At 27.6% G+C, this 17,257-nt stretch carries 11 protein-coding genes; 3 read left to right on the top strand and 8 right to left on the bottom strand.

From position 1 onward, the window contains the following. Position 1: 1 nt before the first annotated feature. Entirely contained in the window at positions 2-1,339 is a 1,338-nt protein-coding gene (locus L1S46_RS07230) for an ATP-binding protein (RefSeq protein ID WP_238899654.1), read from the bottom strand. A gap of 352 nt (positions 1,340-1,691) precedes the next feature. Between L1S46_RS07230 and L1S46_RS07225 the strand changes: the two genes are divergently transcribed. The 3 genes from L1S46_RS07225 (at position 1,692) to L1S46_RS07215 (ending at position 4,975) form a co-directional block, all read left to right on the top strand. Beyond that, positions 1,692-2,093 carry a ferritin family protein gene (locus L1S46_RS07225; RefSeq protein ID WP_238899653.1) on the top strand — a complete coding sequence of 134 codons (402 nt, stop codon included), beginning with the start codon at positions 1,692-1,694 and terminating at the stop codon, positions 2,091-2,093. Positions 2,094-2,576: 483 nt separating this feature from the next. After that, positions 2,577-3,623, top strand: coding sequence for a galactose ABC transporter substrate-binding protein (locus L1S46_RS07220; RefSeq protein ID WP_238899652.1), 1,047 nt, complete (start codon positions 2,577-2,579; stop codon positions 3,621-3,623). Positions 3,624-3,907: 284 nt separating this feature from the next. Then, positions 3,908-4,975, top strand: a complete 1,068-nt coding sequence (locus L1S46_RS07215) for a galactose ABC transporter substrate-binding protein (RefSeq protein WP_238899651.1) — start codon at positions 3,908-3,910, stop codon at positions 4,973-4,975. 354 nt (positions 4,976-5,329) lie between these two features. On the opposite strand, the gene L1S46_RS07210 is transcribed toward L1S46_RS07215, so the two are convergent. The 7 genes from L1S46_RS07210 to L1S46_RS07180 form a co-directional block, all read right to left on the bottom strand. Beyond that, positions 5,330-7,339 (bottom strand): PAS domain S-box protein, encoded by a 2,010-nt coding sequence (locus L1S46_RS07210; RefSeq protein WP_238899650.1) that lies wholly within the window; start codon positions 7,337-7,339, stop codon positions 5,330-5,332. A 101-nt stretch (positions 7,340-7,440) separates the two neighbouring features. Beyond that, a complete protein-coding gene (locus L1S46_RS07205) occupies positions 7,441-9,195 on the bottom strand; it encodes an EAL domain-containing protein (RefSeq protein ID WP_238899649.1) in 1,755 nt (584 codons plus the stop codon). Then, positions 9,185-10,303, bottom strand: coding sequence for a GGDEF domain-containing protein (locus L1S46_RS07200; RefSeq protein WP_238899648.1), 1,119 nt, complete (start codon positions 10,301-10,303; stop codon positions 9,185-9,187). The genes L1S46_RS07205 and L1S46_RS07200 overlap by 11 nt, the downstream gene beginning before the upstream one ends. A 104-nt stretch (positions 10,304-10,407) precedes the next feature. Continuing rightward, entirely contained in the window at positions 10,408-10,989 is a 582-nt protein-coding gene (locus L1S46_RS07195; RefSeq protein WP_238899647.1) for a TetR/AcrR family transcriptional regulator, read from the bottom strand. A gap of 362 nt (positions 10,990-11,351) precedes the next feature. Continuing rightward, positions 11,352-13,616, bottom strand: a complete 2,265-nt coding sequence (locus L1S46_RS07190; RefSeq protein WP_238899646.1) for a PAS domain S-box protein — start codon at positions 13,614-13,616, stop codon at positions 11,352-11,354. Positions 13,617-13,662: 46 nt separating this feature from the next. Continuing rightward, a complete protein-coding gene (locus tag L1S46_RS07185) occupies positions 13,663-16,737 on the bottom strand; it encodes an ATP-binding protein (RefSeq protein ID WP_238899645.1) in 3,075 nt (1,024 codons plus the stop codon). A gap of 274 nt (positions 16,738-17,011) precedes the next feature. Next, a complete protein-coding gene (locus L1S46_RS07180; protein ID WP_238899644.1) occupies positions 17,012-17,221 on the bottom strand; it encodes an alpha/beta-type small acid-soluble spore protein in 210 nt (69 codons plus the stop codon). Positions 17,222-17,257 lie beyond the last annotated feature (36 nt).

The raw sequence follows: 17,257 nt of genomic DNA, 5'->3' as shown, positions 1-17,257 counted from the left end.
CTTATATGAATTTATGAAATTCAAGTATTGAGTTCTCAATATTTTTAGCTATTGGCAATTTAATAAAGAACGTAGTTCCTATGCCTAATTCTGTTTCAAACCATATTTGACCCTTATGAATGTTGGTAACAGTATGATATGCCATAAATAATCCTAACCCTGTACCACCACTTCTTCTAAAAGAAAAAGGTTCAAATAAAGTTTCACTTAAATCTTCTGGTATTCCCCCCGCTGTATCTTTAATCTGAATTATCATGAAATCTTCATCTTTTTCTACTAAAATCTCAATCTCTCCACCATCATCCATAACTTGTACTGCATTATTTATAATATTTTCAATTGCTCTCTTTAGCAGCTTTTCAGACATATTTATGTATTCATCTAAATTATTATAGAAAGATAACTTAATTTTTTTATGTTCACAAATTGGCTCAAAATAACTTATAATATTTTCTATTATCGGAATTACCTTCTGAGGCATAAGTTTTTCTGGCTTAAATATACTCAAAAGTTCAATAATCATATCATTCATCTCATCAGCCTGTGTTATTATCCTGCTTAAATAGTTATCAATTCTAACTTTATCAGAAGTTATCATTCCTAATTGCCCTAATCCTCTAATTACTGATAATGGATTTTTTAGATCATGAACTGCTGTTGCTATCAATTCACTCGTTGCTTGTAAATTTATATGTTCTCCTGAAGATTTGTCGTTGCTATTATTTATATACGTAATTGTTGCTTCAATCGAATTTGCACAAGCTACTAATATATGAAGCCTTTCTGGTCTTGCATATTTAACAGGTACACTTATATCCATTGCACCAATAATTTTATTATCATACTTTATGGGAACACCAATACATGCACATCCACCATAAGCAATACCATAATGTTCTATTCCATAAACAAGAACCGGCTCTCCTATTGCTAATGCTGTACCTGCACCATTATTCCCTATATCTTTTTCTGACCAACTTGAACCAATACATAATCCTGCTTTTTTCCCTCCTAATTCTTCTGGAGTGCCTCTATAATCAATAATCCATCCATCTTTGTCTGATAAAGCTACAATATGCGGTATTCCGCTCAGACTCATTGATAAAGAATCCATATATAACTTTGAAACTTCAATAAGCTGTGAATTTTCTTTTATCTTTTTCTTTAAATCTTTATCTGATAAAAACTTAAATTTTATTTTTTCAGGCTTTATTCCTAATTCACTGCATCGTTTCCATGATTCTAATGTAATCTTTCTTACAGTAGGATTACTATTTACAATTGATATAAAACTCTCCCACTCCTCTAAACTATCATTTGTTTCTCGTAGACATTCCATTCCTACACCACCCTAATATTTGTTTTTCGAATTTTAAATAAATACATTGATAGTATTCGACATTTGGTCCAATATTCCTCTTTTACCATTTAAACACCAAATTATATTGTTTTTAATTGTATGCACTTTATCTAGATAGAAAGAGAACATGTCTTTTCATTGATATTAAAGTAAATATGCATCCAAATTAGTAACTCGTTTTCTAATTAAGATTAACTTGAAATATTATGGGAATATATATTTAATGGAGATTAAATTCTATTGACATTGATTTATTAAAATGTTAATCTGATTTCATTCAATTTAATTACATTATATTATATTTTAATCAATTTTAATATGGAGGTTTGTTATGAGTTTAATTGGTTTAACTAAAGGCACAGATTTAGAAGAAAAAATTAATGAAATGTGGAAGGCAGAAGCAATAGGTGCTGCAACTTATCAAGCTTTTGCGATAGTGGCTCAGGAAAGAGGTCTATCCGAATTAGCAGATGAACTAAAAAAGATTTCTGCTGATGAAGCTCGTCATGGCGGATTATATGCAGCACTAAATGGTCATACAAATGAAAATTTACGTGATGCTTTGAGTTCAATGTCTATTGGTGAAATCTCTGCAGGAGAAAAAATAAAAGAATTATCTAAAATTCTTGATAAATCAGGCCTTAAAGAAGCAGCTCAAGCTGTACATACTGCTGGCGAAGATGAGTGTAGACATGGTGAGATTTTAAAAGGGTTAGTTGAAAAATATTTATAGTGGATAAAATAATATAAATCTAACCTATAATTAATTTATCTATAATAAGTTCTATAAAATATAAGTTTAATTCAAAATACAAAAAATATAATAACACTAAACTTGAGCTTTTGATTTGAAGCTTGAGTTTAGTATTATTTTACACAATTATTTTTTGATTTTCATAACTTCTCTCAATTTCTTTTTTCTGAAATACATATAAACAATGATTTCGTTCATGATTATCTAAAATTCTTAAACATTATTTCAAAAATCTTATTCTCATTATTAATATCTATAATTATAGTCCTATATAGTTTTCCCACTGAAAATTTAAAATTTCAATTTAATTCTTATTGTTTTTATTAAGTCAATTTAATCTTTCTAAAGTTTAGCTACAAACATAATTATAAATTTTATGCCATATGTACAGGTTCGAATAAATTTTATAAATAAAGAAAGCCTATGAGTATATAGTTAAATTAAAACATATGGAGGATTAAAATGAATGTATTAAAAAAATCTAAGTTGATTATTATAGTTATTTTATTATTATCAAATATAATTCCATATAATATATATGCTTTACAAAACACCACTACTCAACCTCAGCTTAAAGTAGCTGTATTTATAAATAATTTTGAAGATTCATTTCTTTATGAGGTAAAGAAAAATTTAGAAGATATTCAAATTGAAAATTCAGGTAAAGTTCAATTTACTTTTTTTGATGCAAAAGAAAATCAAAGTATTCAAAACGAAAGCATTGAAAATGCACTTAATGAGGATTTTACCCTTTTTGTAATACGTCCTGTTAGTAAAAGCCTAAACGATATTGAAGGTACTTTTAATAAAATACAGCAAAAGAATATTCCATTAATTATTTTATACGAGAAAACTCCATCTATAGTAAACTTACTTAGGCCTTACCGCAATAGATCTATTATAATTAATACAGATCTTGCTCAATCTGGTATTCTTGAAGGTAAAATTCTCGCCAATGCTTGGAATGCAAATAAAGGGGTTTTAGATAAAAATAAAGATAATATAATGCAATATATTCTTATAAAAGGCCCATCTGATAGCAATATAACAGCTCTAAGAAACAAATATTCAATTCAGGCAATAAATGAATCTGGAATAAAAACTCAGGAAATTTCATCAGTCACCTGTGATTTTCTAGAAGAATGCGCAAGAACTTCTGTAGAATCACTGTTTTTAAATTACAGTAATAAAATTGAAGCAATAATTGCTAATAGTGATTCCATGGCAATAGGTGCTGTTAAAGGGCTTCAAAAATATGGATACAATAAAGGAGATCCCTCTAAGTGTATTCCAGTTGTTGGAGTTGATGCCTTACCAGAGGCACAAGAACTAATTTCAAAAGGATTTATGACGGGTACTGTTAAGCAAGATCCACGGGAACATGCAAATGCAATTTATTCTATAGGAATGAATTTAATTTCTGGTGCTCCTCCTCTCAGCGGTACTAATTATAAATTTGATGAAACTGGAGTCGCAATTGAGCTGCCTTATTCTGAATATGTTAAATAATAATAAGTTCCTTAATTGTAAATTTATACATCTTTATCATTTATGCATATACTTGTTCTAAAATAATATTTTTATAAGTCCCTTATCTTTAGGGGCTTATTTTTCATAAAATTTTACTAGTACACACTAGCTTGTAACTCGTTAATAAACTTATCTAAAAAGATATTTACTTTATTTTTATTGCACTTTTTATTTTATAATCTTAGAATAAATTTTATATTTATACCAAACCTAATGATGAGTATTATGATTTAAAACAGTTACATGAGTTGGAGGATCATTTGATGAAGACATTTCAAAAAATAATAGTATTCATTCAAATTGTGTTAATTATATTCATACTAATAAATATAGCTCAAGTTAATACATTTGCTAGTTCAAGTTTAAATGTTAGCAATAGTAAAGTAGCTAATGTTGCAGTATTACTATATAGTTTTGATGATCCCTATATGTTAGAAATTAAAAAGAGTTTGGAGAATATTGAAAATCAAAATAAAGATAAAGTCCACTTTACTTTTTATGATGGAAAAAATAATATAGCTGTACAAAACGAAACAATAGATTCTCTTCGCAAGAGTAGTATTGATTTATTTATATTGAAACTAGCTGATACAAAAGAAGAAACCATAAAAAACATCATGCTTAATCTAAAAAATGTTCCAATTATTTTTATGGAAGTTATTCCCGAAGTTGTATCAAAAGTTTCCAAACTTTACAGTAAAGCTGTTTTTCTGTATTCAACTTCAAGCCACGAAGGTGTTTTGCAAGGTAAAATTCTTGTAGATAAATGGAATACTGATAAGAAATTTTTAGACAAGAATAATGATAATATTTTGCAATACATTTTGCTAAAAGGTGAAGCTAATAACCCATATGCTATTGAAAGAACAAATGATGTTATTTCAACAATTAATGGAGCCGGGATACAAACAGAACAGCTTGCTCTAGTAAATGCCAATTGGTTTAGAGAATTAGCTAAAACTTCAGTTGATAATCTATTTCTCAAATATGATGGTAGAATTGAAGCAATAATTGCTAATAATGATGCAATGGCTTTAGGCGCTATTGAAGCACTACAAAAATATGGATATAACAAAGGGAACAAAAATAAGAATATAGCCGTTGTTGGAATTGATGGTCTGGAAGAAGCCAAAAATTTAATAGACAAAGGATTAATGACTGGCACCCTTATTCAAGATACGAAAATGGTAGCTGAAGCCTTTTATAATATTGGAATGAATTTAATTAACAATGAACCCCCTATAGCAAATACACCTTACAAACTAGATAATGGAGTAATTACGATTCCAGAGTCTTATAAGCCATATACAGGTCCAGTTAGTAGCTCATAAGCAGTCTAAAGAATTTAAAAATAGCGAGTATACTTTATAAGTAGACTCACTATTTTCTTAACTTAAATACGTTGCCCAAACAGCATTCTACAAACTACTATATATAAAACTTACCATTAGATTTAAAATTCATTTTTTCCTATCTCTTTTGCTTATAGCAACCAAAGCACATCCAATAGCAGCACCTACTGCAATTAAAATAGAATTACTCATTAAAATTCTCCTTCAAACTCCTATTTATAATTGACTATAACATATTTAAAAATATATCACGATTTACTCATCGAAAGCAATGTTTTCATTAATCGCTGATTAAATTATAAATCGAATGCCATTATTTCTCTTTCATAAATATTATATAAATCTTAAGATAACATTCTTTAATGTATTCATATCAAATGGTTTAGAAATATAGTCATCCATTCCAATTTCAATACATCGTTCTCTGTCTCCATTCATAGAATAAGCTGTCATAGCTATTATATTAACATGTTCTTTTGTCTTTATTTCTTTTTCTCTAATTATTCTAGTGGCATCGTATCCATTTAATTCTGGCATTTGAATATCCATGAGTATTAAATCAAATGTATTTTCTTTTAGCTTTTCTAACGCCTGCTTCCCATCATATACATACTCATATTCATATCCCAATCTATTTAGCATTTCACAAGTTATCTTAATATTTATTTCGTTATCTTCAACTAATAATATCTTTTTATTTTTACTTGATGCTATCCGAGTATTTTCTGCATTTAAATTATCATTATTTATATCCTCTGCATAATTCAATAAAAATTCTGCTGTAAAATAAAAGGTGCTTCCTTTATTTTCAATACTTTCAAACCATATATCCCCATTCATTAGCTTTGCAATATCTTTTGAAATAGCAAGCCCTAGCCCCGTTCCATCATATTTTTTAGTGTAAGTCATATCTTGTTGGACAAATTTTTTAAAGATATCATTTTTAAATTCTTCTTTAATCCCAATACCTGTATCTTTCACTGAAAATTCTAATGTTAGCTTATTATTTGTAGTATTTAATTTCCTTACCTTAAACATTATTTGACCCATTTCAGTGAATTTAATAGCATTATTAATAATATTTATAAGTACTTGATTTAATCTAATTTCATCTCCTATTAAATCAAAGTTTATATATGTATCAATATAGTAAAATACTTCTAAGTTTTTTTTACTGCATGCTATAGATAACTCTTTAGTAATCCTATCTAGAGTTTTTTTCATATTAAACGGCTTTAATGTAAGTTCAAATTTCCCTGACTCTATTTTAGAAATATCTAAAATGGTATTTAATATTCCTAGTAACAATCTTGATGAATTACTGAGCATGTCTAAATATTCTTTTTGATTATTATTAAGTTCAGTTACCTTCAATAAGTCTATAATTCCTATTATTCCATTCATAGGAGTTCTTATTTCATGGCTAATATTTGCAAGAAATTCACTTTTAGCTTTGTTTGCTTTATCCGCTTCTTCCTTTGCTTTTTCTAATTCCTGATAATTACTTCTTAGCTCTTCCTCTATTGCTATAAGTTCTTCATATAGAGCTGATATCTCTTCATATTTATCTCTTAACTCTTTTTCCACTTTTTTATTTTCTGTTATATCTCTAGTGATATTAGATGCTCCAATTAAATTTCCTTCAAAGTCGTAAATAGGTGAAACTGTTATTGAAACATCAATTAACTGACCATTTTTCTTTCTTCTCTTAGATTCGAATCCCCTAATTCTTTCTCCATTTTTTATCTTTTTAATTATTTCATAAAAATCATTAATTTTCTCATCAGGAATTATGATAGATATGTGCTTTCCAATCACCTCTTCTTTTTTGTATCCATAGATATTTTCAGCACCTATATTCCAACTTGTTATAATTCCATCTAAAGTTTTTCCTATAATTGCGTCCTCAGTATTTTCAACTAAAGAAGCTAATCCCCTAATTTCTGCTTCACTTTTCATTCGGTTTGATATATCTCTTATTATACTTAAAACAAATCTATCATTACTAATTTCTATTCCTATTGATTTGACTTCTACTGGAAAACTAGTACCATCACTTTTAAAGTGAATAGTTTCAAACTCAACATCACCCGATTTAGCTTTTTCAAACTGCATGATTGCAAGTTCGATTCTTTCTCTATTTCTTAATTCAAATATATTCTTAGAAAGTAGTTCTGCTTCAGTATAGCCATAAGTATCCACTGCCTTTCTATTAACTTCCAATATATTACCTTGACTTGAAAACAAAATTATTATGTCATTAGCATTACGTATAGCAGCTTCATATATTTGCAAATAATTATACTTTTTTTTATTAATATTTTCATTGGTTTCACTACTCATCTATCACCCCTCCTTAAATTCCGTAAATTAAATAACAAACGAATAAGATAGCATAAAATATAATTGTCGTTAGTATAGCATAAGCAGGCTTAATAGTTCATTTAATCATTTTTTAGCATTTTCTCAAGTTCCTCTTCACAAACTGGTTTACTGAAATAATATCCCTGAATTATATTACATCCTAAATTCATTAATTCATTAAGTTGCTCTTTAACTTCAACCCCTTCTGCTATAACCTTATACTTTAAACTTTTCGATAAGCTCAAAATACACTCTATTACTGCTCTATTCTTATCGTTCCCAATATTATCGATAAAAGATTTATCTATTTTCAAAGTATTTATAGGTAGGATTGTTAAATAACTTAGAGATGAATATCCAGTTCCAAAGTCATCAATTGAAATATTTATACCTTTTTTTATTAGTTCATGTAAATCAGCAATTTTCTCATCATCTAATTCAATTAAAGTACTTTCGGTTATTTCTATTTCAATTAAACTTAGAGGAATTTTGTTTTCTTCACAAGTTTTTATTATTTTGTCTTTAAAATCTCTTTCTTTTATTTGAACAGGTGAAACATTTATACAGATATTATTAAATTCATATTTCCTCTCCTTAAGCTCTCTAATTTTACGGCATGCTTTCCCAAATACCCAATCCCCTATATCTACAATTATTCCAATCCTTTCAGCTATTGGTATAAATTCAGCTGGAGATACAAAACCGAGCTTTTTACTATTCCATCTCAATAACGCTTCAAATGCAACTACCTTATTATCTAATGCATCAATTTGCGGTTGATACACAATGGAAAATTCATTTTTCTTAATTGCTTCTTTTAATTCATTTTCAATTATTATTCTTCTTGTATATAACCTACTTAGAGCTTGTTCGAAAAAGGTGTATGTGTTTTTTCCATCTGCTTTAGACTTATACATTGCTAGATCTGCAAATTTTAGTAGATCATTCATATTATTGCTGTCTCTTGGGAAAATTGATATTCCCATGCTTGTTGTAATATACAGATGGTTTTCATTAAGTTCGAATGGATTCTTGCAATATTTTAAAATTGTATTACACATATCTTTTACTTTTTCTATAGAATTAATTTTTTCTATAATTACAATAAACTCATCACCGCCGACTCTGTACAACTTCCCGTAGTCCTTTATACACACATGTAATAATTGTGAGAATACTTTTAACATAAGATCACCATAGTCGTGTCCTAAGGTATCATTAATCGATTTAAAATTATCTAGGTCTATGAAAATTATAGCTCCTTCCTGATTCAGTTGAATATTTTTATCTAAGATATTTTTTATATCCATTAGAAACATATCCCTATTAGGAAGATTTGTAAGAGAATCATGATACAAATTATCTGCAATTCCTTTTTCTCTTTCCTTTTCTTCAGTTATATCATTTACCAATCCAAATATACGAGTTACACCTTCATCTTTCTCTTTTATGCCATTTCCTTTAAACAATACCCACTTCAATTTATTATCTTTAGTAATAATTCTAAACTCGCTCACATATAAGGTCACTTTATCTGCAACAAAAAAATTTAAATCAGTCAATGCATCCTCTCTATCTTTACTTATAGCTACTTTTTCAATACAATCAATTAAACTGCTAAAATCTTTTGAGTTATAACCAGTAATTTCTTCCCATGCATCAGAAATAAAGAAACTGTCTTCCTTTATATTCCATTCCCAAACTGCTATATTAGCTTCATCTATTGCTTGTTTATATTTTTTTAATATTTCTTCATAATCCAAATCACTTTTTTCTATCTCCATAACAGATTTCTTTGCTCTCCTTAAAAATAAGTTCATTTGATTATCTTTCATGATTATAACCTTCTTTATGGTTGTTCAATTCTTTCATATACTCTACTATCAGATCATCTAAATGCTGGCTTATAGTTAATCCATTATCTATATCTACGTTTCCATCAAGTGTGCAGCAAACTTCATTCAAAATTTCTCTTACAGCACTTATATTTTGATTTAACTCTGATAATTTGATTGTTTTTTCTTTAATATTCGTTGAATCAAATTCATACATACTTTCTTGATTTACAATTGTCCTATTTCTTCCACTAGCTTTAGCTTTATAGAGATTCTTATCTACTTTTGATAATAAATCATAAATATTCACATCTTCATCAGAAGCTTCGTACACGCCAAAACTTGCTGTTATTTTTATCTCAATACCATCATAATTAAAAGATGTATTTTCTAATACTTTTCTTATCTTCTCAGCAACTTTATACGCATTTTTAGCCTCAGTATAATTTAATATTATAATAAATTCTTCTCCACCAAATCTACCTACCCAGTCTGACTTACCTCGGACCGATTTCAATATTAGATCTGAAAAATCAATCAGTATTTTATCACCTATAATGTGACCATATTGATCATTTACTTTTTTAAAGAAATCTATATCTGCCATAATTATCGATAAAGGCATTTTACTAATTTTCATGTAGTTAATATCTACAGGGAGTCTCTCATTTATATACCTTCTATTATATAATCCTGTCAATTCATCTTTAATTACCTTTTCATTCATTGAGATAATTAATTCTTCCACAAAGTCAGAATCCTCAGTCATCTTATGAAATACGCTTCCGATATTGGTAATATCCTTTAATATTTCTACAATATATATCTTGCCATTTAATTCTACTGGTGTCGCTGTGATTAAAACAATTTTTTCTTTATCATATTCTATTTTTACAAATGTATCATTGTTGTTATATGCTCGCATAGAAATACAGTTTTTACAAAATGTATGTTTCTTCCACAACAAATAGCATGTGCCATTTAGGCCTTGTAGCTCATTGTCCTTAACAAGAGCCGCTTTTTTATTTATTGGATCCACTATTCTTATAACATCATATAATTTTTTAAAAATAGATAGCCTTTCTTTTACTTGGTCGATTACTTCCATAAGATTCCCTCCCTTTTAAATTTAAAATCCTCTCACTTCCCCTAAAACTAGCTTATTAAATTCATATGTACTTCTTAAAACCTCTTTTAGAATTGTTCTTCTTATTACATTAATTCAAAAAATATATCCCATAGCTTTGAAACAACTTTATCGTTTATTCTTATATTTGATATTATCATTTCATAAAGTAAATAATCCTCAAGCTTTTTACATTTAATCAAATAACTATTTATATTTTTAGTTATAAATTTATCATTATATTGAGGATTACCCATGATATCAAGAATGATTTTGTTTTCTTCAGCTATATAGAATTTATATTTTTCTCGTATTACATTTGCTATCTCTTCTGGTGGAAACATGTGGCATCTAAGAATAAACTTTCTCTTGGATATATCTAATATATAATACTCTATCTTCTTTTTTAATAGAGTATAAAGCTTTTCCTTAAGAGGCATATTCTTGTCCATTGTCTCAATACTCTCCATGTAATCAATATAATCTTTATAAATATAATCATAAATATAGAAAAACAGATCCTGCTTTGACTTATAGTAAAAATATATTGTTGATGCTTTAACTCCAACTTCCTTACAAATATCTCTAATATTAGTAGCCTCATATCCGTTCTCCAGAAAAAGTCTAAAAGAAGTATAAAATATTTTATCTCTTGTTGAATTTTCCAAAATACTTACCTCCATTTACAAATTTACTGAAAGTTTTTTAATAACTTTGTTATTATTCTCATAAATTACAAAATTATATATATAACGTTCGTTACATAAATCATATCACTGTATTTTTCCCCATTCAATTTATTTTGTACTCTATTTTTACTCATAATTCGACTCATTTTGAATGAAAACTATTTCTTTAGGAATGTAATCATATCACTATTCAAATACATATATCTAACAATTATATTTTCTTTATAGATCTCAACCTTCTTAATTAATTTTTTCCTTGATTTATTCACGGCCCAGATTAAATATAAATTTATAAAGAATAAAAAAAGCAGCACCAATTATTAGTGCTGCCTTATAAGCCTCTATGTTCTTAAGTTGAATTCTATAATATTTAACAAATTTTCAATTTCAAATGGTTTAGATATGTAATCATCCATTTTTGCCTTTATGCATTTTTCTTTATCTTCCCGCATAGCATATGCAGTTATTGCAATTATTGGTATATGTTTTCCTTCTAATTCCTCAACTCTTATAGCCTGTGTTGTTTCAAAACCATTTAGTTCTGGCATCTGTATATCCATTAATATTAAATCAACTTTATTGTTTTTTAATATATTTATAGCCTCATTTCCATTATATGCTGAAATATATTTATACCCGTTACTCCTAATTATGTTTTCCATTACTTCTTGGCTTATTAAGTTATCTTCAACATATAAGATAACTTTATCCTCTCGATCATTATGTTGATTAAGCTTATCACTTTCAATATTTTTTCTTTCCATAACTTGTTTTTTATCATTTGTTTTTTTGAATTCACATGTGAAAATAAATGTTGAGCCCTTACCAAAAGAGCTTTCAAAACTTATTTCTCCATTCATCAAATTAGCAAACTGTTTTGAAATTGATAACCCCAATCCTGTTCCCATATACTTTTTCATTGATGATATATTTCCTTGAGTAAAATTATTAAATATCTTATCTTTGAACTCATCATCTATACCAATCCCTGAGTCCTTAATCGTAAATTGAATTTTTTCACTATCACTATCTTCTGAAATCATACTTACTCTAAATGATATATATCCGTCATCTGTAAACTTTACTGCATTGCTAATTAGATTGGATAATATCTCCTTTAACCTAAGCTCATCACCAATAACTTCAAAATCTATGTTATGGTCTAAATAGTAACTTACTTCTAAGCCCTTAGAATTTCCAGTGACTAAAAGGCTATTATAAATACTATTTATAGTCTCTTTTAAATTAAACGGTTCCCTATTAATTCTAAATGTACCTGACTCTATTTTTGACATATCTAATAAATTATTAATAAGCCTAAGCACAGTATTTGCTGAATCATTTAATATTCTAATATATTTTTTTTGCTTTTCATTAATATCTTCTAACTTTAATAACTGTATAGCCGCCGTAATTCCATTCATTGGAGTTCTTATTTCATGGCTTATATTAGCCAAAAAAATTGATTTCGCTTTATTAGCTTCCTCTGCTTTCTGTTTTAACAATTCTAATTGTTCACACTTTTCCCGCAGATCCTTTTCTATTAGTTTCCTGTCTGTAATATCTTTATACATTGCTACTACTCCGGAAAAGAGATTATTATCATCATAAATCGGAGATGCTGACATTAAGACATTAACCAGGTTTCCCTCCTTGTCTATTCTAACGGTTTCATAATCTTTAATTACCGCTCCTTTAGTAATTGTATTTATTAGTTGTTGTGATTCATTTAATTTATCTTTTGGAATTAGCCGTCTCATATCATTTCCTATTATGTCCGCTTCCTTAAATCCAAACTTTGTCTCAGCGCCTTTACTCCATCGAGATATATTCATTTCTTTGTCAAAAATCACAAATGGATCATCAAGTATATCTAAAGATATTGAAAATATCTTTGAATCTTTAAATAGCCTTTCCATATCCGAAATATCTCTTATAATACTGACTGCCACATCTCTTGATTTCTTATTACTACAAACGGACCTTACTTCAACCGGAAATCTTGTCCCATCTTTTTTGTGATGATAACTTTTAAACTTTATTCCCCTATCTAAAGCTTTATTTAATTGATCTTGGGTGAATTCCCTGCTATCCTCATTTCTAAGGGTAAAGATATTTAAATTTACAAGTTCATCAAAAGAATACCCATACATTTCAATAGCCTTTTTATTTCCATAAAGTATTTCCCCACTTCTGCTTACTACAAGAATACTCTCTAATGCATTATCTATAAAATCTCTTCCTTCTATAAACAACTTTTCATTTGATAATATGCCTTTGCTTTTTATGAATGTGCAAAGTATATACTTTTCAGCAAATTTACTGAAACTAACTTCATAAACAGTATCTCTAATGACTAATGTATAAATATTGTTATCAATTCTTTTTAAATAACTAAATAAATACTCTCTTAAATACATCTTAATTTCATCAACACAGTTATGGGTTAAGTTTTCACAGTCAAATTCCTTTCTGAAACTTTCATTTATAAATTTAACACTGAAATCATAAATAACTTGATTTGAATCAGTTAATGGTTCGTATATAGATATTATGTTATTAATATTATTTAAATATGATATTCCCTCTAATACTGAGCTAACCATAATTTACACCATCCCCTTATTATTTTTACAACACACTCTTTCATTCTCATAAATAGATTTCGAAGATGTTATAAATTTCTTCAACATTAAATGGTTTTGATATGCAATGATCAATTCCTAGATTCATAAGTATCTCTCTATTTTCCATAATGGTATATGAAGACATTCCGATTATAGGAATATTTTTTCCTTTTACTCTTAATATTCTCATTTCCTTAATTTTTTCAAAATCTTCTAATTTATTTAATTTCATATCTAGCAATATTAAGTCTACATAGTTACAATTTAGGATTTTCAAGGCCTCGCTTATATTATGCGCATGGATATATTTGCAGCCTTTTCTCTCCACTATACTCTCCATAACTTCTTTGTCAATTGAATTAGTTTCAATGCAAAGTATGACTTTATTCATCCATAAATTATTTATATTATCATCTTCGCTAATTTTATTATCGTTCATTACCTCTATATTCTTTTCATAATAATCACTTTTTTTAAAACTACATGTAAACGTAAATGTAGACCCTTCTCCTAGTGTGCTTTCAAAGCTTATATTTCCATTCATCATCATAGCAAGTTGCTTAGATATAGATAATCCTAGACCAGTTCCTGTATATTTTTTATTTACAGATATATCACCTTGACTAAATATGCCAAAAATTTTACTCTTAAATCTTTCGTCTATTCCTATCCCCGTATCTGCTATTGTAAATTTAATTTTTACATAGTCATTATCTGACAATACTTTTGTTACCCTAAAGGATATATATCCTTTTTCAGTAAATTTTACCGCATTACTAATTAAATTATCTAATATTTGTTTTAACTTTAGTTCATCTCCAATTGCTATAAATTCTGCATTTGGGTCAAAATAATATCTTATCTCTAATCCTTTAGAATTTCCTGATTCCAAGAGATTTGTATAAATATCATCTGTTATCTTTTTCAAAGCAAATTTACCATCATTTAATTTATGTATACCGGCCTCTATTTTTGAAATATCTAAAATATTATTTATAATTGTTAATAGTTTATTTCCAGAGTTTTTTAGCAGTGTTATATACTTACTTTGCTCCTCACTCATAGGTGTTTTTTCAAGAAGCTGAATTGTTCCAAAAATGCCATTCATCGGAGTCCGTATTTCATGGCTCATATTGTCTAAGAATAACGACTTTATTTTATTAGCAATTTCAGCTTCTTCCTTTAATACTTCCAATTGCCTATATTTTTCAACAATGATTTTTTCTTTTTCAGCTAGATCTGTAATATCATGATAACAAGCTAAAGCCATAATTAAATTTCCACTTGTGTCATATATAGGAGTAGAATTTACTCTAATAGTTAGTTCTTTATCTGAACGCTTAATTATGATTGTTTTATTTTTTATTTTTTCGCCTCGTAATGCGCATTTTAAAGACAAATTCTCTACATGGATTTCATTCCCTGATGTATCAAAAGCTTGCTTAGTTATGTTAAAATCTTCTGCATTCTTTACAGCATAATAATCAGAAAGAAGACCTCTTCCTTCTGCATTCATCAAAATTATTTTACCTTCCTTATCTGCAATATAAATTGCATCAGAAATATTTTCAATGACAGCTTCTAATTGCTTTTTTTGCATCTTTATAATTGTATTACTATTAACCTGTTCAGTAACATTTCGAGTGCACAATAGCGCCTTTACTATATCTCCATCTTCATCATATAGAGGACTGCCACTTACATTAAAGTGATATTCTAATCCCTTTCTCTTAAGCGTCATTCTATATTCATTAATCTTTTCACCTTTTAGTACTCGATAGCTAGGCAAATTTTCTGGTTTGATTATATTATCATTGGAATCGTAGAATTTCACTTTTAAAAAATTTTCACTGATTTTGTTTGCTAATTCAATATTATAAAAAAAGTCTTTTGCACTGGAATTTAGAATATTAATATTACCTTCTTTGTCAATTGTAAACAATCCTTCGGACATATTTCTAATTATAGCTTCTAATTTATTCTTTTGCTCTTCTATAATTTTTGCTTGTACCTTTTCCGTTATATCGTCAATTATTAAAACATATCTTTCAAAATTTCCTTTTCTATCAAATATAGGCTTGCCACTAATAACAACATGTTTCTCTAAATTTCTAGTTCCTATTATTACTCTATAATTATTTATTTCCTTTCCTTTTTCTATATAACTAAACTTACTCTCTTCAAATTCAATTTTATTTTTATTTACATCAAAAATTATTATTTCATCTTTTATATCATTTATATTGCTTATTTTATTTGCTTGAAATAATTCCAAAATAACTTTGCTTATTTTAATTAACCTTCCACTTTTATCAAAGATGCTTATCTGCTCATCTGCTAAATCCATTATTGCCTCGATTTTTTTATCCCTTCTCTCAATTTCAGCAGCTTGAGCTTTAATAACCATTTTATTTCTTATTCTATCTGTTACATCAATACGATTCTCAATATAATATTTTACTTTCCCATCTTCATATATTGGTACTATTGCTGAATCAAAATATGTTGCTCCCGTTCCATGTCTATCACTCATAAAATCTTTTACATAGCCCGTCTTACCTGTTTTTATAACACTTATCCATTTTTCCCTTATTTTATCTTCCTTAAAATCTTTAGCTATTTCTTCTATTGATTTACCAATGCAATTCTCTTTCCTATTAAATGGTTCATCCATATAATAAATGTATTTTTCATTAGCTTTTAATAAAGTTAAATCTGGCGCTGAATAAATTCCAATCCCATATCTATTATCCAAACATAACTGTTCTGCATATAAAAATTTATTTTCAATACGGGAATTCTCTTTTTCATAGAAGAAATATAATATATTCATTTTCTCGTGATCTATCTTCTTAGAAATAATCACTTCTCTTGGCTCAAGTGACTTAGTGAATATGTAGATATCTATTTCATCACTAACACTTCCAAATTCATCACAAAAATCAGATTTCAATATTTTACTCAGTTCTTTATATGATTTTCCTAATAGTTCCTCTTTGTAATACCCTGTTAAATCAACAAATTCTTCGCTTACTTTAATTACTATCTCATTTGAAATAGTAATAGATGCTTCTTGATTTCTTTTACTATTAAGTGGCATTGATTCTTCCTCCGTAAATATAAAACTCTTATAACATGTATGGAATTTCCATAATGCATATAAAATATAAATTCTTCAAATAGAATACATTTAATTTATTATATCATCTATACCATTATTAATAAAATAATAAACAGATGTCTTTGATATATTAATAACTTTAAAATCACAAAAAAACCAGTAGAACAATTAATTATATAAATAGTTCTACTGGCTTTTCGTAATCTTATTAAATTTCTAAAGAGTTATTTTCACGACCTTAGTCTTATAGTTATTACTTAAGACCTTGTTCGTACTCTTGAATCATATGTTTTACCATATAACCGCCAACATATCCATTTTGTCTTGAAGAAAGGCTTCCTTTATCGATGTTTTCATAATCACTTAATCCAACTTCTGAAGCAACCTCAGTTTTTAATCTGTTTAATCCTGCCTTTGCTTCTGGTACTAATGTTCTATTTCTTCCACTGTTATTTGATGACATATACATCAACCTCCCTTAATTAATATAAATTTTGTT

The sequence above is a fragment of the Clostridium sp. YIM B02500 genome (genome assembly GCF_022324665.1).
Classification (GTDB): domain Bacteria; phylum Bacillota; class Clostridia; order Clostridiales; family Clostridiaceae; genus Clostridium; species Clostridium beijerinckii.
Note: the sequence above shows the minus strand (reverse complement) of the source record. Positions and strands in the feature narration are given on the sequence as shown.

What these genes read in the sequence shown, in the direction of transcription:
- L1S46_RS07180 (WP_238899644.1), bottom strand. Translation starts at nt 17,221, where the DNA reads ATGTCATCAAATAACAGTGGAAGAAATAGAACATTAGTACCAGAAGCA.
- L1S46_RS07225 (WP_238899653.1), top strand. Translation starts at nt 1,692, where the DNA reads ATGAGTTTAATTGGTTTAACTAAAGGCACAGATTTAGAAGAAAAAATT.
- L1S46_RS07220 (WP_238899652.1), top strand. Translation starts at nt 2,577, where the DNA reads ATGAATGTATTAAAAAAATCTAAGTTGATTATTATAGTTATTTTATTA.
- L1S46_RS07230 (WP_238899654.1), bottom strand. Translation starts at nt 1,339, where the DNA reads ATGGAATGTCTACGAGAAACAAATGATAGTTTAGAGGAGTGGGAGAGT.
- L1S46_RS07200 (WP_238899648.1), bottom strand. Translation starts at nt 10,303, where the DNA reads ATGGAAGTAATCGACCAAGTAAAAGAAAGGCTATCTATTTTTAAAAAA.
- L1S46_RS07185 (WP_238899645.1), bottom strand. Translation starts at nt 16,737, where the DNA reads ATGCCACTTAATAGTAAAAGAAATCAAGAAGCATCTATTACTATTTCA.
- L1S46_RS07210 (WP_238899650.1), bottom strand. Translation starts at nt 7,339, where the DNA reads ATGAGTAGTGAAACCAATGAAAATATTAATAAAAAAAAGTATAATTAT.
- L1S46_RS07205 (WP_238899649.1), bottom strand. Translation starts at nt 9,195, where the DNA reads ATGAAAGATAATCAAATGAACTTATTTTTAAGGAGAGCAAAGAAATCT.
- L1S46_RS07215 (WP_238899651.1), top strand. Translation starts at nt 3,908, where the DNA reads ATGAAGACATTTCAAAAAATAATAGTATTCATTCAAATTGTGTTAATT.
- L1S46_RS07190 (WP_238899646.1), bottom strand. Translation starts at nt 13,616, where the DNA reads ATGGTTAGCTCAGTATTAGAGGGAATATCATATTTAAATAATATTAAT.